The organism is Pseudoalteromonas sp. SR43-2 (genome assembly GCF_014163885.1).
GTDB lineage: Bacteria > Pseudomonadota > Gammaproteobacteria > Enterobacterales > Alteromonadaceae > Pseudoalteromonas > Pseudoalteromonas distincta.
This window is the reverse complement of sequence record NZ_JACJED010000016.1, coordinates 1-19,499: the sequence shown is the minus strand read 5'-3', so window position 1 is coordinate 19,499 and position 19,499 is coordinate 1. Positions and strand designations below refer to the sequence as shown.

The following is a 19,499-nucleotide window of genomic DNA, read 5'->3' as shown; positions in this document are numbered from 1 at the left end:
CGAGAAAAGTTAGTATCTCGCCCGCTTTCTAATGTGGAGTGGAAAATGGCAATACGCAAGGCGATGGTCGCAGGCAACTGGAAAATGAATGGTTCGTTAGAGCTAGTTAAACAAATGTCTGATGCTATTAACGATGTAAAATCACAAGAGATGGACATTGTTTTATTTCCTCCATTCCCACTTGTACCTGCGATGATAGCTAGTGGTGTTTCTACAGGTGCTCAAACTGTTTCTGAAAATACACCTGGTGCGTTTACCGGTGAAGTAGACGGACAGCTTCTAAAAGATTTAGGTGCAACTTACGTACTCGTTGGTCACTCTGAACGCCGCAGTATTTATAACGAAAGTAATGAAACTGTCGCTGAAAAGTTTGCTAGAGCACAAGAAGTTGGGTTAACACCAATTTTATGTGTTGGCGAAAGTGAAAGTGAGCAAGAAAACGGTCAAACCGAACAAGTAGTTGCTGCACAAATTGATGCAGTAATTGAAAAATTAGGTGTAGCAGCACTGAAAGATTCTGTGATAGCATACGAGCCCGTTTGGGCCATAGGCACAGGTAAGACTGCATCGCCAGAGCAGGCACAAACTGTTCATAAATTTATCCGTGATAAAATTGCTGCACTTGATAGCACTTTAGCACAAGGGCTTACCATCTTATATGGTGGTAGCGTTAATGAAAAAAATAGCGAATTATTATTTGCACAAACAGATATAGATGGCGGCTTAATTGGCGGCGCAAGTCTAAAAGCAGAATCTTTTTCTGCAATCTGTAACAGTGCAAAAGGGACTGTATAAGATGTACGAAATTTTATTAGTAGTTTATTTAGTTGTGGCTTTAGCTCTAGTTGGAATGGTTTTAATTCAACAAGGTAAAGGCGCAGATATGGGTTCTTCATTTGGCGCTGGTGCATCAGGCACGGTTTTTGGTTCGTCAGGTGCTGGTAACTTTATGACAAAAACAACCACAAGCTTAGCAACAGTATTTTTTGTTTTAAGCATTGTGCTAGGTAACCTAACTGCAGGTCAAATTAAAAAGACTGACGAGTGGGAAAACCTAGAAGCAGCTCCTGCAGTGGAAACTGTAGTTCCTGTTGAAGAAGATGTTCCGTTAACATCTACGAAAGAGCAAAGCTCTGACGTACCGAACTAATTTAGCGTAATGTTATCGTTAAACGATTTATACTCCTCAAATAAATCATATGTTTAACAAATAAGCGAGAGCTTAAAAATGCGGATGTGGTGGAATTGGTAGACACGCCACCTTGAGGGGGTGGTGCTTTCGGGCGTGGGGGTTCAAGTCCCCCCATCCGCACCAAATTTAGAAACCAGTAACAGAAATGTTACTGGTTTTTTTGTGCCTGCGATTTAAATTGAGTGTTATTTGTACTTTCTTTTTTAAAGGGCAATTAGTTATGTAGAATTTTGAATTCTTTGTAAAAAAAACTAGAAATATTACAAATTTAGTTAACACTTATGAGTAATAAGCCGATAATAGATTTAGACAATAAAATAAGGTATTCACAATGGCTTCAGGCTTCTCTTTTCAAAATCTCAGCATAAGTAAAAAAATACATGCGATTACGAGTATTGCTGTCGTTGCATTTTTAGTGATTGTTCTGATCAACTATTTTGCTATGAATGATAATAGAATTGCACTTGATGAAATGGAAAATTCATCCTACAAAGTTGTTAAGTTAACATCAGCTAATGTTGGCATTTTAGAGAAGCTGGACGAACTTTACACCCAAGCCGTAACATTTGGTGAGCAAGATTTAGTCGAGAAAGCATCTGACACATACAAGCAACTTGAATTGAATATTATTGCGATAGAAAAAATAAATGCCTCTTACATTCACAGTAACACTAAAGAGCAGCTCGCAAATTACGAAAAAATATCAGCGACTATCGCAAATGGCATGGTAAATGGAACAGCAGATTTTAGTAAAATTCAACAACAAGCACAGAGGAAAACAGCGCTTTATAACGATGTCCTAGAAAAGTTTAAGGCAGCACAAGTCAAAGCTGACGATCGTTTTTTTGAACTTGTTGCAAGCACAAAGGACCGCTCTGATTACGCCCTTACGCTAATGTTAGTTGTTTCTATTGTATCGCTTATTTTATTGCTCTTTATGGCTATTTGGATAGCTAAGCGAATTGCTTCTTCGGCAAGTGATGCGGCAAATAATTTAAGCTTATTAGCAAGCGGTAAAGGCTCGCTAAGCACTAAATTGACAGTTAACTCTGAAGATGAAATAGGTCAAGTATCTATAAACTTCAACTCTTTTATTGGCATATTGAAAAGAACGGTGTTAGAAATTATCGCGGTTTGCGAACCGTTAATGGAAAACTCTACTCGCTTAGTGCAGGGGATGGAACAAGCGGAGCGTGCAACGACTAAACAAACCACTGATGCTGAGATTGTAAAGCAATCGATGGAAGAGATGAAACAGAGTGTAGGAGATATCTCTCAATCAGCTGCAAGTGCCTCTCATGCAGCGCAAACGGCTGAGAAAGAAGTTGAGCAAAGTCGAACTCAAGTACAAACATCAGTAACCGCTTCTCGTACGTTAAGTGATGAGATTAATCACGCTGCTACAACTATCAATAAATTAGCAGACGATACAAAAAATGTGTCGCAAATATTAAATGTTATTACATCAATAGCGGAGCAAACAAATTTACTAGCACTTAACGCTGCCATTGAGGCTGCCCGTGCTGGTGAGCATGGCCGAGGCTTTGCTGTTGTTGCTGATGAAGTTAGAGAGCTTGCATCGCGAACTGCTCACTCTACAAATGAGATTAGAGAGCTGTTGACTACTTTAACTGAAGCGGCTAACGAATCAGTTACTGCAATGACGACTGCAAGAGATATGGCTACAGATAATGCAACTGCAGCAGAAAAAACAGGTATTTCTATAGAGAAAATTGCAGAACAAATGTTAGAAATAAATGGAATGAACTCACAAATTGCTGCTGCCACAGAAGAGCAAACATCAGTTGCTGCTATGGTTGTAGAAAACGTGACAAACATGCACGTATCATTTGAAGATACAATGGACTCGCTAACAGCTGTGAGGGATGTAGCTAAAAACCTTCATTACCTTTCAGATAACCTATTAGATGCCACAGCTAAATTTAAAATTGAGTAATGTAACTACACCAATTCGCAGTAATGCTTATTCATTTTGAGAGGGCAGGTCAGACGCTAGCCGCGTTAAAATTTCTTATTTAGAATACTAAATAAGAAATTTTTTGCCTTGCTATCGACACCGTTTTTCTCCTTCAAAATATCTCACTTAATTGAGCGAATTGTTATTAAAGTTAAGTTATAAAAAAACCACCGATTAGGTGGTTTTTTTTATTTAATAATAGCAATTAAAAGGTAGCAATCACTTTAACTTTATCAGTTGCTTTACTGCTATCTATATAGCCGATTGAATCACCATTAGCGGCAACAAAGTCAATGACAGCTTGATCTGAATCAAACTTTTCAGGCGGTGTCCCTTTACCTGTAAAAACAAGTTTTGACCAATAGGCATTTAATTGGCTGCTCGATTTACCTACCACTTTAGAATTGAATTCATCAGCAATAGCGGTACCGTTTTGAGTTGCTGGGTTGACCTTATTGCCGTTATCAAACGACTTGGCCTTTCCTAAGTAAATTTTCTTAATAGTCTCTGCATCGAGTGCATTTGCATTACCAGGGTTTACAATTACTGCAACTTCAGCCAAAGCACCGAAAGAACATAATGAAAGCGCACTAGCTAGGATTAATTTTTTCATATTCCGCTCCAATTAAAATACTAAATCAACACCAACGGCTACTACATCCGTTTCAGTGTCAGTGATGTCATCATCAAATCGACTAAAGTCAATTTTAAATGCAGCTGAAGGGTGGAAGTCATAACGTGCGCCAATTGTGTATACGTTACTCTCTGCACGCATGCTCTCTAGGGCAAAGTTCACTGTAGTATTTAATAAAGGAATTGATTCAAGAGTATTAAAACGTGACGAATCATGTTTATCATCATTTTTTTCATAGGTGAAGTGAACAATAACATCATCTATACGATAACCGGCAGAGGCATAGTATTGTGATTGTTCAGCCAAAATACTTCCCTCTACTTCAAACTGTGTATATTCAGCATCAAATAAGAAGTTATCATAGTCAATAGAGAAGCCAATACCAACAAAAGTTGTTTCATCTTCGTCAGTAATAAGATCATTTGCTGTGCTCGTTAAACCGTTAGTATTAAGTACTTCAACAAGTCCAATTAAACCGCTGTCATTAGATGAAATGCTAGTGTCGGCCACAATATATGCAGCTCTTGCACTGAACCAGTCGTATGATAGACTCCAGTTTATACCGCCTAAATTATTTAACTCAGCAGGTAAGCTATCTCCAAATACATCTATATCGCCATCAAAAGCGCCATAAAACCCTTGCAAAGTAGAGTCCCAATCTCCTAATTGATTGTTGTAAACAACACTCAAACCTTCATAAGTCGAAAATGGGATACCGTATACTGAGCGAGGTGGACGTACCCAGCGATAAGCATAGCCAACATCCAAGAAATCTGAGTATTTATAGAAAGGAACACGCATTTTACCAGCGCTAAATTGCAGTTCATCGCTGTATTCATAAGTAACATATGCCCATTCGAATGTGGCGTCAAAGTCGTCCTCTCCACGCGCAATAATTTGAGCCGTAGCCGTTAGCTTCTCTTGAAGATCAGCAGATAGTTGTAAAGCGAACTTACTCTCATTTTTAAATGAGATATCGTCGTCATATCCGTATAAGGTTTGATCACTGTCTAGGCTTTTACCACCCACGATAGATGCAAAACCATTAATACGTACTTCAGCGCTTGCATAGCTAGATGCAAGTACAGCACATACAGCTACTGCTACAGATAGCTTTTTCATATATATTTCCTATTTGTTATTTGGATGTTAATTTCTTTATTATAGGTCCATAACTTCTATTTATCTAATAATTAGAATAGTTTAAGTTTTTTATTTTAATTTTAATTAGTATTATTGTTTTTTTTTATAAATTAGATGCAAATATTTTATGTTTAAAAATGTTTAGTGTCAGATTTGGGTCTCTAAATATGTGGGTAGTAACTTTTTTATTTTTGCTTATAACTTTTTAAGGTAACTGATAAGTCGTAAGTATTGTATTTATTGCTTCATAGAGCCTTTAATCTTCCACTCTATCGATTTTGAGTAAACTATTTAGTTTAAATGTTTATATTTTTGTATATCTCCCATAGTTGAAATTATCAACAAGTAAAGCTAGTCATAAGCAAATAACAACTTTCTAAACGGCAAATTTATCATAGTATCAGTCTTGTCTTAGCGAGGTCGGTCAAAGGAGATGGCGCGGATGAAGAAGGTAATATGGTTTTTGTTATGTTTCTTTGCAATGAATGCATACAGTAACGATGAAGTAAGTTTAACTTTGGTAGGTTATATCTCACCAGTGTGCGGCTTTACTACACAAAACAATAACCTTCACTTTTCTTCAGATGGCCTCGCGAGTACAAAGCTAGTGATTAATTGCAATTCACCTATGCGAGTATCAATGCAATCTGAAAATGGTGGCCTGCGCCATCAGCAAAGTACTCAAATAAATGCTTATAACTTGAATTGGTCAATAGAGGGCGTTTCAAGCGAAGTTTCTGCAACGGCACTTGAACTTAAATCTATCTACAATTTTGATGTTGATGAGATTCTATTTAACAGCGTAGCTAAATTACAACTAAAACTAGATAAGCCTTTAATTTATGCAGGTAGTTACCAGGATGTGCTCCGCATAGAAATGACACCATCGGTTGTATCTGGTGGAGTTTGGTAAAACACTAACTATTAATTAAAACAAATATGTCACATGGATAAGGAATATTAAAATGAAAAAGTTAATCGTGTTATCAGCAATCGCAACTCTAACATCTGGCGCAGCATTTGCTGAAAATCTAAATGTAGGTGGCGCAGTGTCATCGGTTTGTGGGGTGAGCAACATTAACACTACACAATTCTTTCAAACATTGTCAGAAGGTGCTACTAAAAATGTAGGCTTTGATTTGCAGTGTAATGATGTTGATGGTGCAACAATGTCATTAACAACGTCTGAAGGGCACTTACAAAATGCTGACCATGAAGATCGTGGTGTCGGCTATACTGCCAAGTTAACTGCAGATACATTTGATTTTACGCTTTCTGCTGAGAATGGCATAAATGATAAATCTGAGTCGCAAAGTCGTCCTGGTTCACCAACCCTTGCAGCCGGTGGCGTAGCTGGAAATATATTACTAACTGTAACACAAGCACCCGTTTATGCAGGTACTTACGCTGATACACTTATGTTGGCAATAACAGCTAACTAAGCAGCATAGTAAAAGGCAGTAGCTACTGCCTTTTACTTCATTAAGAGGGATTTTATATGCGTTATATATTTCTATTTATAGTGTTGTTAACTTCATATTCTACAGGGGCTTTTCAAGTTAAACCAATGGTCGCGGAGCTAGAGTCTTCAGGTAGCCAATCACAGCAAACCATTCGTATATCAAACCCTTCAGACAGTCCTTTAACTATTGAGATATCTGCGTTTGATTTACTAATTGACTCTAATGGCGATGAAACATTAAAAGTAAACGACGATGACTTTTTAATTATTCCGATGACTACGATTATTCCGTCTGGGCAAAGTCAATCAGTAATTGTTCGATATATTGGGGAACCAATATTAGAAAATTCAAAAGCGTACCGTGTAGCCATTGATCAGGCATCTGTTGATTTAGAAAAGGCGGGGCAATCAGGCGTAGGTATGTCAGTTAGCTTTAGAACTTTGTTTAATGTTGTTCCCAAAGGTGCGGAGGCAAAATTATTAATTAAAAATAAACGTCAAGTAGATACAGAAACATGGAGTGTACTACTAGAGAATACTGGTAATAAATATATCCGTTTATCTCAGGCACAGTGGCTTATTAAAGGTGATGAACAACAGCTATTATTAGAAGGGGCTGAATTGAGTAAAGCATTGACTGGAAAAATTTTATTACCTAAATCTAGCCGTGAGGTTTCAATAAAAATTCCAACAAGGTTTAATGCAGCAAGCAGTGATTTAGAGGTCAATTTTTAATGCTACGGATATGCAGTTACTTTTTTATATATGTAATTGTAATGACACCTGTTTTTGCTGTGGAAGTAACGCCTATGGTGGTTACTTTCTCTCCTGATAGTCGTTCAAATAATGCTTCTAGCTTGGTTCATAATCAATTACCAAGAGACATTGCTTTTGATATCCAAATTTACGAAATTGACTTTTCTCAAGGCACGCCTAAATTAATTTCTTTAGATGATTCTCCATTGTGGGTTTTTCCTCCATCACTATTTTTGCAACCAGGGCAAAGCCAACAGTTGCAATTTAGATGGTTAGATAAAAAACTTCCTAGTACAGATAAAAGCTATCAAGTTAGCTTGATTGAGCAGCCCATTGTAAACCAGTCTATAGATAAACAGTCACAACTAACAATGCTGTTAAATGTAAATTTAATTGTTCATTTAGACCAGCCTAGATTAGTTCCTAAACTGACTATAAAAGAGCCTCACGTTGAAGATGGCTTTATTGTCACTGAAGTATTAAATGAAGGAAAAGGGGCAGGACGATTAAGTGATTATGAAATAAAAATTACTAAAAATAAAACTCTAAGCGATCGAATTTTAAAAGATCAATTAAAAGCAAACGGATACGATGTTTTTTTTGCTCCTAATAGCACCAGTGTTATAAAAGTCCCAATTCCGCAATCTTTACAGAGAGGAAGCTTAAATCATTTACGTTTAGTGCTGGCTCGCTAGTTATGCGAGTTTTATTATGCATATTTTTATTGAGCTTTACTCAATTATGTTATTCAAAAATTAACCCGTCTAAAAGAACCATCGAACTCAGCGTTGAGGCAGAGCTGAATAAAAATGCTATTGGCAAAATAACTCTTGCAGTTGATCCAAATGATAATTTATCACTTAAATGGAGTGAAATTAAAGTTTCATTTGAACGACTTTTATTTTCAGAGGATTTTGATTCTTTAGAGTCTAAAGTTAATAAAAACATTATTGATACAAAAGCATTAGAGTTATTTGGATATAATATTTCATTCGATATGAGTGATTTTAGCTTAGCAATTTCAGTACCTCTTACATTGACTCGCCCTCAACAGCTAAGTTTAAAATCAGATTCGAGGAATTTAACAGCATTTGCACCTGCTAAACTGAGTGGATTTTTTAATGCTTATTCAAGTTATTTGTATCAGCAAGATAAAGGCGAGAATACAACAGATGACCTCTTAGCTATTCGCTCTGAAATGGTAGTGAGTTGGGAAGGGTGGGTTTTAGAAAACGAAGTGGAGTATTTATCTGAAGTAGCTCCTACTTCATCAAATATTAGGCGCTTAGGTACTCGTGTAATACATGACCTACCGCTTAGTGGGCTTCGGATATCCATTGGCGATAATTATAGTTCAGGTAGTTACTTTCAATCAACGGCACGGGTACTAGGTTTGTCGCTTTCACATGATTTTTCGCTAGTTTCTGACAGGCCTATTAGGCCCAGCGCTTCACGTAGTTTTACCTTGGAGAGTCCATCCTCTGTTGAGGTATTAGTTGGCGAGCGGATATTACAAAAACTTAATTTAGCCGCAGGTATATATTCTCTTGATGATATTCCCCTTAATGAAGGAAGTAATAATATTACTTTGAGGATTACTGATATAGCAGGAGTTGTCCGTTTTGTTGATTTTGATGTAACGACCGGTTTAGATCTTTTTGCTCAAGGGCAACTGGAGTATGAGTTTCATTTAGGCGTTCCCTCACGCTTAGGTAGTGAGCTAGATTATGATTACGACGAGCCACTAGCTAGCTTTTATCTTGATTATGGCATTACACCTAGCTGGACAGCCGGTGCGGCAGTACAAGGTGATGAGTATTCTCAGCAGATTGGTTTTAAAAATATTTATGCAGCTGCAGTTGGACAAATTGCGTTTGAAAATGCGATAAGTTTCAATGAAAAAAAAGGTCATGCTTATCGCATTGTTTATAGTAACTATAGAAATCATAGTGATAATAACACTGACATTACGGTGGGTTATGAATACTCATCAAGGTATTTTACAGGTCTTGGCTATCGACCTGATTCTCAATCTAGTTCTCGCTTAAGAGAGCATTATATTCAGGCTAATTATAGTTTTTTTTGGGGAGAGAATACGCAAACATCTTTTTTTACAAGTTTATCAAGGTCATATGATGAAGCTCAATTTGATAAATCAGTTGGAGTTAGTTTTTCTGGTGAGATCGATAATAGCCAATGGAGATATAGTTTAGGTGGGCAGTGGGAGGGTCTCGCTGAAGAAAGTCAATGGGATGTAAGGTTGTCTGTCACTTATAAGTTTTCTAATACTCGGCGGGCTAAATTATCTCATCAATCTAGGCAGGATAAAACACGCTTAGAATTCTCTCAAGATAGTAATCAGCGCTATGTTGGAGCTTTGAATATAAGAGCTGGGCTTGAAAAAAATGATCAAAATGAAGCTGTTTTTGATTTAAATACTCAATATAACGCGAATCGTTTTGTTATGAACTTTGATCATGGGAGTTTTTACGAGCAATTTAATGAGGCCTCAGCTTACCATCAGAGCCGATTAAGCTTGGCATCAAGCATAGCATTTGCAGATAAGAGTTGGGCTGTTGGGAAACCCATATACGATAGCTTTGCTTTGATAGAACCCCACTCTAGCCTTAGAGGAAAAAAGATCACCTTGGGACAATATGAGGATAACTATAGGGCTGATAATGAAGACTTCGAAACTATTTTATTAAACGATATTAGTTCATATGCCTCAACCAACGTTACAGTCGATATTGATAACTTAGAGCTGGGGTATGATATTGGTTCTGGCATAATTACCCTTTACTCACCTTATCGAACAGGTCATGCAATCACAATAGGGACTGCTGCAAACATATCAGTGATTGCGACTTTGTATGATCAACAGAAAAAACCCTTATCATTACAAGTTGGTACAGCAATTTGTATCGATAAAAACAGCCAAAAAGAGCATACATTTTTTACAAATAAAAAAGGACGATTTGCATTAACAGGTTTAACCGCCTGTAATTATAAAATTACACTTAAGAATGCAGAAAAGTCACATTTTACGATTCAAGTATCTGAAGGTGAGCAATTACAGCGCAAAGGAGCTATTTATGTACAATAAAAAAGTAAGTTTATTATTGGGTGGTTTAGCACTATTTATTTTTACGCCCTTAATTCATGCGCAATGCGCCGCTAGGTTCGATAAGATTGAACATATTTATGATGATTTTGAAAGCTACCATGCCTTACAGCAAGTAGACTCTAAGAAAGAGCTACGGATAAGCGTCACTAATGATGAAAGCTGTCAATTACAACTCGTGCTAACAAGTGAGAATCAAGCTCAGCTAAAAGGGCAATTTCAAAGTATTCCCTACGAGATGCAGAGTATACAAAGTAAGTTAGTCAGCTCATCAACTTTAAAGTTAAACTTTACTGATTCTTCGACGATATTGACATTAGTCCTACCGTCAGGAACACCAATTAAAGCAGGTATATACTCAGATAGGCTCCAAATGAAATTATATGATCAGGGGAGTAAGTTATTAGATGAGCGAGAATATAGTATTCAAGAAAATATTGCCCCTAGGACAAGTCTTTCTGTACTTGGGTATAATACATTTTCAAATACTATCAATTTGGGAGAACTAATTCCGAGTAAGGAATACACTATGTTACCTAGTTTACAAGTCGTTACTAATTCAGATGTTCAATTGTCTGTAAGTTCAGATAATAATGGGAAATTAATACATAGTTTCTATAGAGACAGATATGCAATTAATTACAGTCTAGATCTGGCTGGAAGTTGGCTTCAACTAGATAACTTATCACAACATAAATTTACATACTCAGGACAAACCGTTTATCTATTACCTTTAAAAATTCAATTAAATGATTTCGAAAGGCAAGCTGCCGGTGAGTACTCAGATACAATCAGGTTTCAAATAAGCCCGCTTAACTATTGATCTTACTTAAGTTTTTCTTACACCAAAGTAATGCCTGTTGCTTGTTTTTTACAGCGATTTTTTGATACACTTTGTGTAAATGTACACGAACTGTAGCTTCACTGATAAATAAAGTGTCTGCAATTGCGCTTGAATGTAAGCCAGAAAATAACAAGTTTAATACTTTCATTTCTTTGCAGGTTAAGTTATTTGATTGCAGCGCAGTTTGTTGTTCACTCGCTAGCATTTGTCTCATCCAACCATCAGTTACCGCACGTGGAAACCAAAGTTTTCCTTGTTCTATTGCTTCTAATCCTTGCTGCAATAGTACTTCGTCAGTGCCTTCATAAAACAAACCTTTTAAATTAGGCCACTCTTTTAATGCCAAAACATCACCGTCTTTGGGCACGTCAAAAATAACGAGACCTTGATGACCGTTTTTTAGCATAAACTGATTTATAAGTTCATGGTTGATAATGACGTTTAAAGCTTGATAATTGACAAGTAGGACGTTGAAGTCAGCTGCAACACAAAAAAGTGACGTGTAATTTGGGCTGGTGAAGCATGTGGGGCTTTTATTGACTGTATTTTCAATATTCATAATATTCTATCCATAGACTACATTTTAGTACTATATTCTTATTTTTAGTTAATTTCAATGATACCTGAATGTGTTTTAGCTCTTTTTTTATACACTAAAGTACATGTATGAGTATGTTTTATGCGCTCTTTAAAGTAGTATTTATGAGATTTTTTGTTTTAAAACAATTAATTAGTGAGGTAAATATTAGAGGGGGTTATTTATGATAATTCATCTAAAGCTAACAATGCTTAAATTACTGTCATTTTCTATGAATTTATTTAAATAATTTTATACATTTATTCACAATAATGTCATATAATACCTGTCCAGAGGAAAGATGCTATTTAGCGTCTTTTTTTATGCCTAAAATTTATATTATCAATATAAAAGCATAACAAAAATCACACGGTATCCTTTGGAGAATATTTTGAAACTACGCACACTCTCACAGTTAAGCCTAGCAATTGTCGCTGCACTATCTACCTCAGTAAATGCTGAAGAAGCTAAAACAACAGCAAAACAAGACGCGTTTGAAAAAATCGAAGTCACAGCTCGTAAACGTACAGAGAGCTTATTTGAATCTCCAACCGCTATCACATCAATTGGGGCGAACCTAATTGATAAAGCCAATATGAGTAATCTTGAAGATATTGGTAAATATGTTCCAAACTTAAACATCACCCGTTACGGTGTTGGTAATGCAGCACATGCGTCTGTGTTCATTCGTGGTATTGGTCTGCAAGATCACATAATAACTACTGATCCAGGTGTAGGCGTATACTTAGATGGCGTTTATTTAGGTCGTCAAATGGGTTCTAATTTATCATTACCTAATGTTGAGCGTGTTGAAGTGCTTCGTGGTCCACAAGGTACTTTATATGGTCGTAATACATTAGGTGGCGCTGTAAATGTAATTACAAAGCAACCTGGTGATGAAGGTATTGTAACAACTTCAGCTAAGCTGGGAAGTCGTGGACGTATTGCTGGTGATGTTTATTTTAATAACTCACTAAACGATGAACTAAGCATGTCTGCGAGTGCATCTTACAAAACACGTGATGGTGTTGGTGAAGCTGTTAATTTAGCAAATCCAGAGAAAGAAATTGGTGAGGAAGAGGAATTCAGTGGTCGTGTAGCCCTTAAATGGCAAGCGAACAGCGATTTAGCATTCACTTTTGCTTTAGATGGAGTTGATAACGAGTCAGGTCAATCGCCTTACACAATTGAATTAACTGACCCGCTAGATGCAAACGATGTGTTTAATGGCGACTTCCCATTATTGACTCAAGATTTAATTCCATCAGACCCTGATGATTTAGGTACAACCGTTGCAGGTATTGAATCAACTTCTTACTCAGGTTGGGGCACATCGTTCTCGGCTGATTGGGCAATTAACGATACTTATACTACTAAGTTTATCTCAAGCTACCGTACATCTGAGTATGAAGGTGGCCTAGATGACGATGCATCACCTTTAAACTTATCTGAGTTTCCAGAAGAGGGCGGAGCTGATCAGTACTCGTTTGAAATTCAACTAAATGCAACATTTGATAATATGGACTTTGTGTCAGGCCTTTACTTTTTTAATGAAGATGGCTTTACACGTTCAGGCCCATTTGTCTTTAGACCATTTAATACACCCAATGGCTTATTGAATGACGGAGTAACCGAATCATTTGGTGGTTACGGCGCTTTTGAAATTAACCAATAAACTAATTCTTACGCAGCCTACTTTAATGCAAGCTACGATTTAACTGACGATTTAACGGTAGGTGGTGGTCTTCGTTATTCAAAAGATGAAAAAGATGCAAATGCTATATTCCCATCATTTCCTACTCGTAAGTATGTAAGTGCAGATTTTGATGCAGTTACGTGGGATGTAAATGCATCTTATCAGCTTAGCAATAATATGAATGTGTATGGTCAGATTCAAAAAGGCTACCAAACAGGTGGTTTTCCACCGCGCCCATTTGGTGGACCAGACCAGTTTGTATCATTTGACGAAACGAAAGCGGTTAACTACGAAATGGGTCTAAAAGGCCAAGTACACGAAAATGTATCTATGATGCTTGCGGTATTTGTGACTGATTACACTGATTTAGCATTACCGTTTTCAGACCCAACAGCAGGTGGCGGTTTTGTAACAATTGTAGAAAATGCGGGTCAGTCTAAAGCGCAAGGTATTGAGCTTGAAACAACCGTCGCTATTACTGATGACTTTACTATTCGCAGTGCAGTTGGTTATTTAGATTCTGAAATAACAGAAGTGGCTGAGGGTGTACAAGGTATAGGTAAAGGCGATTCACCAGCACTTACACCACGCTGGACTGTCATGGTTGCACCTTCTTACTTTATGGATTTAGAGAGCGGCGCAACACTTGCGTTTAATGCTAACTATTCGTACCGAAGCGAAATGCAAGGGCAATCAGTTTATAACCAAAGTGAGACCATTGATTCTCGTGAACTAGTTGGTTTTAATATTTCCTACACTAATCCATATGGCGATATGGAAGTTACACTGTATGGTGAAAACGTTCTAAACGAAGTTTACGATGTTGGTCGTCTACAACAATCAGGTTTTGTTGGCGTAATGCGTAGTAATGATCGAAGTGAATTTGGTTTGAAATTCAAAAAAGATTTTGAACTATAAACTAAAATCAAGTAAATAAAATATAATGTAATTGAAGTTTATTTTGCATAATAAAGGCCGAATCATGCTGTGATTCGGCCTTTGTGTATTCAATAGTAAGGTTATTATTTGCATCGTTTAAATTCCTAATTTTAATTGCTGATTTAAAACAATCCACATCCCCATTTTTGAGTGTTTGTATTAACTAAAATGCGCCTTTTTAGTTTGTGTAAAGGTTAGGTTGTTCGCTACAATGGCGCCTCTTAATTGCCAAACGGACTCTGTAATGAAAATTCTTGCCGATCAAAATATGCCTTTAGTTGAGCAGTACTTTGCAGACTTTGGTGAGGTTGAGCGTTTTGATGGTCGTAAATTAACGCCTGAACAATTAATAGATGTAGATGTTCTTCTTACTCGTTCGGTGACAAATGTTAATCATGAACTTTTGGTACAAGCTAACAAGTTGAGCTTTGTAGGTACTGCCACAATCGGCATTGACCATATTGATACGCAATTACTACATGACAGAAATATTGCTTTTACAAGTGCACCTGGTTGTAATGCGGTTGCTGTAGCTGAATATGTAATTAGTAGCTTATTTGCATTAAGCCAAGAAAATGCGCGTCCATTGTGTGGTCAAACAATTGGTATTGTAGGGATGGGAAACATTGGTACATGTTTGGCGCAAAAATTAAAAGCATTCAACGTAGTTGTACTGCTGTGCGATCCGATTAAGCACGAACAAGGCTTACTACAAGAACATGTAGCGCTTGACGAGTTATTAGCGCAATCAGATGTTGTTACTTTTCACGTTCCCCTTGTTAAAAGTGGCGAGCACAAAACACTGCACATGATGGGTAAAGAGCGTTTAAAAGCACTTAAGCCAGGAACCACGCTAATTAATGCAAGCCGTGGCGATGTAATTGATAACCAAGCATTGCTTGAGGTAATGGAAGCTGGGGCTGATTTAGATTTAGTACTTGATGTATGGGAGAAAGAACCCAATATTTTAACTGAATTACTAGAGCATGTTCGTTACGCTAGTGTGCACATTGCAGGGCATACACTTGAGGGGAAAGCTCGTGGTACACAAATGTTGTATCAAAAACTGTGTCAGCTCAAAGGTGTTGAGGCGATTAAATCGTTGGATGATTTTTTACCAACACCAGCCGTTACAAATGCAACGGTTACGCAAAGCCTTAATGAGCAAGATATTGCTCGTTTAGTGCATTTAATTTATGACGTTCGCCGCGATGACGGAATTTTACTTCGTCGCCTAGAGAGCGACGGCTTCGATAGTTTACGTAAAAACTATCCTATAAGGCGAGAATTTAGCACCTTATTTCTACAAGGTGATAGTCCACAACTAGCAGCACTTAGCCAGCTTGGCTTTAGTATAGCTGAATAATTATTTAACTAACGATGTTGTTTAATGTCGTTTATAGAGGAAGAAATATGTCGCAAAAATATAACGTTGCCGTACTTGGCGCTACTGGTTTAGTAGGCCGTCAAATCATTGAAACGCTAGCAGATCGTAAGTTTCCTGTTGATCAGCTTTTTTTACGTGCTAGCAGCCGCAGCGCAGGTGAAGATATAAAGTTTCGTGGTGAGACCATTGAAGTACTTGACGTTGAAGGCTTTGACTTTAGCCAAGCGCATATAGGTTTGTTTTCTGCTGGTGGCAGTGTATCTGAAAAATATGCTCCTATTGCTGCTGAAGCCGGCTGTATTGTAATCGATAATACATCGCACTTTAGAAATGATTTTGAAATACCGCTCGTGGTGCCAGAAGTTAATGCCTCAAGCCTAGCTGATTTTAGAAATCGTAATATTATTGCTAACCCTAACTGTTCAACTATTCAGATGATGTTAGCACTTAAACCAATTTATGATGCTTACGGAATAGACCGTATTAATGTATCTACTTACCAAGCTGTATCGGGTGCAGGTAAAGACGCGGTTGATGAACTTGCAAAGCAAACAGCTAATTTGATGAATGCACGCCCTATGGATAATAAAGTATTTCCAAAGCAAATTGCATTTAACGTTATTCCTCAAATTGATAGCTTTGAAGATAATGGCTATACGCGCGAAGAAATGAAAATGGTAAACGAGACTCATAAAATTTTGGGTGATACCACTATTGCAGTGAACCCAACGTGTGTACGTGTTCCCGTATTTTTTGGGCACTCAGAATCAATTAATATTGAAACGCGCATGCCTTATGACTTTGAACACGTTAAGCAACTTTTAAAAGATGCGCCTGGTGTCGAGCTAATTGATGATGAAGGTGACTACCCAACAGCAGTGTCTGACGCTAGCGGTAACGATACTGTGTATATAGGTCGATTACGTGCTGATATTTCTCATCCTCATGGACTAAACATGTGGGTTGTAAGTGACAACACTCGTAAAGGTGCTGCAACTAATAGCATTCAAATTGCAGAAGAGCTTATTGCCAATTACATGTAATAGTTAATTGCGCTAAACATGCTTTTAAAGCGGTAAACAGTAGTTGTTTGCCGCTTTTTGTTTATATGGCTTGTCAAATTTTTGCCGTTTAATTTTAAAAATACAAAAACTGATTGATAACACTCAATAAATTAATATTTATAAAGATGTTTTAAGGCATTTATTTTCAAGGTGTTGCGATGGATATTACGCTCTAACTGGTTTATAGTTTGTAATTGGAATAGAGCTTGCAATAAAAATAGATTGTAATAATAAATGCGAGTCAGTCATTTGGCTGATAATAGCAATAATAAACAATATTTATGCACTTAAGTTTTAGGTGTTTTATTAATATTTAAATATTAAAGGATCAGCATGCGCGGTTTAGCTACACTTATTATATTAGCGTCTGCATTGATAGTAACGCCAGTTTACTCTCAGGACAGTACCCAATTAAAGGGGCCTAAAGGCGTTGACTATGGTGCGCAAGGGCGATCAATTGGGCCAATTAAACCAACTGATACGCTTTGGCGTATAGCAGCTAAAGTGCGCCCAGACAATTCTGTCAGTATTTATCAAGTTATGCAGGCTTTGTATAACAAAAATCCCGATTCATTTTTAGAACAAAATCTTAACCACATTCAAAATGGTGCCTATTTAAAAATCCCTACCTTAGCCGAAATAAAAGCTGTAAATACGCAGCTCGCAAAGCAACGCTCTGAGCAAGATGATGCATTATGGGAAAAGAAAAAAAATGGCACGCTTACACAAAGCGAAATTAACTCAGCGCAAACAAAAGTAACTCAAGCGCGTAAAATTGATGTAGACGATGCTAAAAAAGAGATACAGAAAGAATTAAATGAAATAAAAACAGAGCAAGGTACTAAGCTAGTTGAGTTACAACAACAGTTTAAAAGCTCAGTTAGTAATGTAGAAGAGATTTTAGTTGAAAATAATAATCTTAAAAAACAGTTATCAGGAATATCAAAAGAGCTCGAAAACTTACGTTTGCAATTAGGACAAGACAGCGAAATTCAAAATCAGTTAAAAGAACTCATTGTTAAACAAAACGAGATTATTGCCCAACAAAAAAAACAAGAAGTAATACCAAAAGAGTCATTTGATTTTGGCTCATTATTTTCAAATCCCATAGTACTGGGCTTGTTAATGTTTATTCCTGGGTTACTGATTATTTTTGCAATCGTTATGTTTTTACGCAAACGAGCAAGTAATCAAGAAGAGCCGCAAAACGATGATGACTTTTTACCACAAACCCCAACCTATGCTGGCGATGATGATTTAGGCCCAAGCTTAAATGACGATCCAATTGTACCTGACCCTTTAGATGACTTGAGTGTTCAATTAGATGATAGTCTCGAAAGTGATATGTTGCCTAATGATGATTTAGACGACGGCTTAGATGATTTTTCTGGCGACGAAAATTTACTTGATCAGGATGAGCTCGAAAGCTTGCTAAGCGATGACATTGTTTTTGATGATGAAAATACCGATGGCGATGATGAGCTCGATATTTTTATGCAGCAAGGGTTTGATCAACCTTCAGATGAAAACGCTGAAGATATAGATTTAGACTTATCTGATGACTCAATTAACAATGATGAAATCCTAACTAATGACGATTTAGATAGCTTGTTTGATGAAGACGATAGTCTACCTGAATTTGATGCACCGCAAACAAGCGAAGCTTTAGAGGATGACAGCTTAGAATCTCATGATGAAATGGCGGCTTTAAGTGAAGAGCTTGCAGATGAAGATAATTTTGATATAGATGAATTATTAGATCAAACATCAACAGAATTAGATACCTCAAATAACACTTCAGCTGAACTTGATACAAGCGACGATTTTGATTTAGACGATATAGATAGCTTAATTGATGAGGCGAATGACCCAAAAAGTGATGTGGTAGATGACTCACTTGATGCAGAGTTACTCGACGAAGATGAACTTCTAGAAGAAAGCGACGACTTTGATTTAGACGACATAGATAGCTTAATTGATGAGGCTGCAGTCGATACTGCAGATGACTCATTAGTTGAGGAAAGTGAAGACTTTGATTTAGACGACATAGATAGCTTAATTGATGAAGCAGCAGTTGATACTGCAGATGACTCATTAGTTGAGGAAAGTGACGACTTTGATTTAGACGACATAGATAGCTTAATTGATGAAGCAGCAGTTGATACTGCAAATGATTCATTAGTTGAGGAAAGTGATGACTTTGATTTAGGCGACATAGATAGCTTAATTGATGAGGCTGCAGTTGATACTGCAAATGACTCTTTAGTTGAGGAAAGTGACGACTTTGATTTAGACGACATAGATAGCTTAATTGATGAGGCAGCAGTTGATACTGCAAATGATTCATTAGTTGAGGAAAGTGACGACTTTGATTTAGACGACATAGATAGCTTAATTGATGAGACTGCGGTTGATACTGCAAATGATTCATTAGTTGAACAAAGCGATGACTTTGATTTAGACGACATAGATAACCTAATTGATGATGAAGTAAAAAATTCAGATGTAAGAGATTCAGAAATTGATAATGCATTGGCAGACTCAGTTGAGGATTTAGCAGATGCTCAAGAAGAGTTAAATGTTGATGATATTGAGTCGCTTGCTTCATCATTAAATGAAGAGCCCGAGCTTATAGAAGAACCTGAGCTTGAAGAAGAGCCTGAGCTTATAGAAGAGCCTGAGCCTGAAGAAGAGCCTGAGCTT

15 protein-coding genes, 1 tRNA gene and 1 pseudogene are annotated in these 19,499 nt (G+C 37.1%); 14 read left to right on the top strand and 3 right to left on the bottom strand.

The genetic code is table 11. The annotated features are described in order from the left end of the window. Positions 1-45 precede the first annotated feature (45 nt). The 4 genes from tpiA (at position 46) to H5120_RS13720 (ending at position 3,149) form a co-directional block, all read left to right on the top strand. A complete protein-coding gene (gene tpiA, locus H5120_RS13735) occupies positions 46-795 on the top strand; it encodes a triose-phosphate isomerase (protein ID WP_182672336.1) in 750 nt (249 codons plus the stop codon). Position 796: 1 nt separating this feature from the next. Continuing rightward, positions 797-1,150, top strand: a complete 354-nt coding sequence (gene secG, locus H5120_RS13730) for a preprotein translocase subunit SecG (protein ID WP_182675054.1) — start codon at positions 797-799, stop codon at positions 1,148-1,150. 80 nt (positions 1,151-1,230) lie between these two features. Next, a tRNA-Leu gene (locus H5120_RS13725) sits at positions 1,231-1,315 on the top strand. A gap of 208 nt (positions 1,316-1,523) precedes the next feature. Next, positions 1,524-3,149: a methyl-accepting chemotaxis protein gene (locus H5120_RS13720; RefSeq protein ID WP_182675052.1), complete on the top strand. Its 1,626-nt coding sequence runs from the start codon at positions 1,524-1,526 to the stop codon at positions 3,147-3,149. A gap of 226 nt (positions 3,150-3,375) precedes the next feature. Here H5120_RS13720 and H5120_RS13715 read toward each other — a convergent pair whose 3' ends face one another. After that, complete coding sequence (locus tag H5120_RS13715) at positions 3,376-3,783, bottom strand: hypothetical protein (RefSeq protein ID WP_002962772.1); 408 nt, start codon at positions 3,781-3,783, stop codon at positions 3,376-3,378. 12 nt (positions 3,784-3,795) lie between these two features. Continuing rightward, complete coding sequence (locus H5120_RS13710) at positions 3,796-4,926, bottom strand: porin (protein ID WP_182675050.1); 1,131 nt, start codon at positions 4,924-4,926, stop codon at positions 3,796-3,798. Positions 4,927-5,389: 463 nt separating this feature from the next. Between H5120_RS13710 and H5120_RS13705 the strand changes: the two genes are divergently transcribed. From H5120_RS13705 to H5120_RS13680, 6 genes are read left to right on the top strand one after another with little or no spacing between them, the layout of a single operon-like run. Continuing rightward, the gene (locus H5120_RS13705) at positions 5,390-5,860 is read left to right on the top strand and encodes a hypothetical protein (RefSeq protein ID WP_182673104.1); all 471 of its coding nucleotides are present in this window, start codon (positions 5,390-5,392) and stop codon (positions 5,858-5,860) included. A 52-nt stretch (positions 5,861-5,912) separates the two neighbouring features. Further along, positions 5,913-6,389, top strand: a complete 477-nt coding sequence (locus H5120_RS13700; RefSeq protein WP_182675048.1) for a hypothetical protein — start codon at positions 5,913-5,915, stop codon at positions 6,387-6,389. A 56-nt stretch (positions 6,390-6,445) separates the two neighbouring features. Continuing rightward, the gene (locus tag H5120_RS13695; RefSeq protein WP_182675046.1) at positions 6,446-7,144 is read left to right on the top strand and encodes a molecular chaperone; all 699 of its coding nucleotides are present in this window, start codon (positions 6,446-6,448) and stop codon (positions 7,142-7,144) included. A 41-nt stretch (positions 7,145-7,185) separates the two neighbouring features. Next, on the top strand, positions 7,186-7,860 hold the full coding sequence (locus H5120_RS13690) for a hypothetical protein (protein ID WP_259396093.1): 675 nt from the start codon (positions 7,186-7,188) through the stop codon (positions 7,858-7,860). Positions 7,861-7,862: 2 nt separating this feature from the next. Next, complete coding sequence (locus H5120_RS13685) at positions 7,863-10,271, top strand: fimbrial biogenesis outer membrane usher protein (RefSeq protein WP_182675044.1); 2,409 nt, start codon at positions 7,863-7,865, stop codon at positions 10,269-10,271. After that, positions 10,261-11,112: a hypothetical protein gene (locus H5120_RS13680; protein ID WP_182675042.1), complete on the top strand. Its 852-nt coding sequence runs from the start codon at positions 10,261-10,263 to the stop codon at positions 11,110-11,112. Before H5120_RS13685 ends, H5120_RS13680 begins: the two co-directional genes overlap by 11 nt. Here the strand turns inward: H5120_RS13680 and H5120_RS13675 are convergent. Then, a complete protein-coding gene (locus H5120_RS13675) occupies positions 11,102-11,692 on the bottom strand; it encodes a LuxR C-terminal-related transcriptional regulator (RefSeq protein WP_182675039.1) in 591 nt (196 codons plus the stop codon). The two genes, H5120_RS13680 and H5120_RS13675, sit on opposite strands and share 11 nt — an antisense overlap. Before the next feature lie 409 nt (positions 11,693-12,101). Between H5120_RS13675 and H5120_RS13670 the strand changes: the two are divergent. From H5120_RS13670 to H5120_RS13655, 4 genes and pseudogenes are all read left to right on the top strand, one after another. Then, positions 12,102-14,324 (top strand): annotated as a pseudogene (locus tag H5120_RS13670) (TonB-dependent receptor). 265 nt (positions 14,325-14,589) lie between these two features. Then, complete coding sequence (locus H5120_RS13665) at positions 14,590-15,711, top strand: 4-phosphoerythronate dehydrogenase (RefSeq protein ID WP_182673111.1); 1,122 nt, start codon at positions 14,590-14,592, stop codon at positions 15,709-15,711. Positions 15,712-15,758: 47 nt separating this feature from the next. Further along, positions 15,759-16,775, top strand: a complete 1,017-nt coding sequence (locus tag H5120_RS13660) for an aspartate-semialdehyde dehydrogenase (RefSeq protein ID WP_182675037.1) — start codon at positions 15,759-15,761, stop codon at positions 16,773-16,775. A gap of 354 nt (positions 16,776-17,129) precedes the next feature. Next, positions 17,130-19,499: FimV/HubP family polar landmark protein (locus H5120_RS13655; protein WP_310735979.1), on the top strand; the 2,370-nt coding region annotated here is incomplete at its 3' end.

Excerpts from the sequence above, each read along its gene's own strand:
- tpiA (WP_182672336.1), top strand. The coding sequence starts at position 46 with ATGGCAATACGCAAGGCGATGGTCGCAGGCAACTGGAAAATGAATGGT.
- secG (WP_182675054.1), top strand. The coding sequence starts at position 797 with ATGTACGAAATTTTATTAGTAGTTTATTTAGTTGTGGCTTTAGCTCTA.
- H5120_RS13720 (WP_182675052.1), top strand. The coding sequence starts at position 1,524 with ATGGCTTCAGGCTTCTCTTTTCAAAATCTCAGCATAAGTAAAAAAATA.
- H5120_RS13715 (WP_002962772.1), bottom strand. The coding sequence starts at position 3,783 with ATGAAAAAATTAATCCTAGCTAGTGCGCTTTCATTATGTTCTTTCGGT.
- H5120_RS13710 (WP_182675050.1), bottom strand. The coding sequence starts at position 4,926 with ATGAAAAAGCTATCTGTAGCAGTAGCTGTATGTGCTGTACTTGCATCT.
- H5120_RS13705 (WP_182673104.1), top strand. The coding sequence starts at position 5,390 with ATGAAGAAGGTAATATGGTTTTTGTTATGTTTCTTTGCAATGAATGCA.
- H5120_RS13700 (WP_182675048.1), top strand. The coding sequence starts at position 5,913 with ATGAAAAAGTTAATCGTGTTATCAGCAATCGCAACTCTAACATCTGGC.
- H5120_RS13695 (WP_182675046.1), top strand. The coding sequence starts at position 6,446 with ATGCGTTATATATTTCTATTTATAGTGTTGTTAACTTCATATTCTACA.
- H5120_RS13690 (WP_259396093.1), top strand. The coding sequence starts at position 7,186 with ATGACACCTGTTTTTGCTGTGGAAGTAACGCCTATGGTGGTTACTTTC.
- H5120_RS13685 (WP_182675044.1), top strand. The coding sequence starts at position 7,863 with ATGCGAGTTTTATTATGCATATTTTTATTGAGCTTTACTCAATTATGT.
- H5120_RS13680 (WP_182675042.1), top strand. The coding sequence starts at position 10,261 with ATGTACAATAAAAAAGTAAGTTTATTATTGGGTGGTTTAGCACTATTT.
- H5120_RS13675 (WP_182675039.1), bottom strand. The coding sequence starts at position 11,692 with ATGAATATTGAAAATACAGTCAATAAAAGCCCCACATGCTTCACCAGC.
- H5120_RS13665 (WP_182673111.1), top strand. The coding sequence starts at position 14,590 with ATGAAAATTCTTGCCGATCAAAATATGCCTTTAGTTGAGCAGTACTTT.
- H5120_RS13660 (WP_182675037.1), top strand. The coding sequence starts at position 15,759 with ATGTCGCAAAAATATAACGTTGCCGTACTTGGCGCTACTGGTTTAGTA.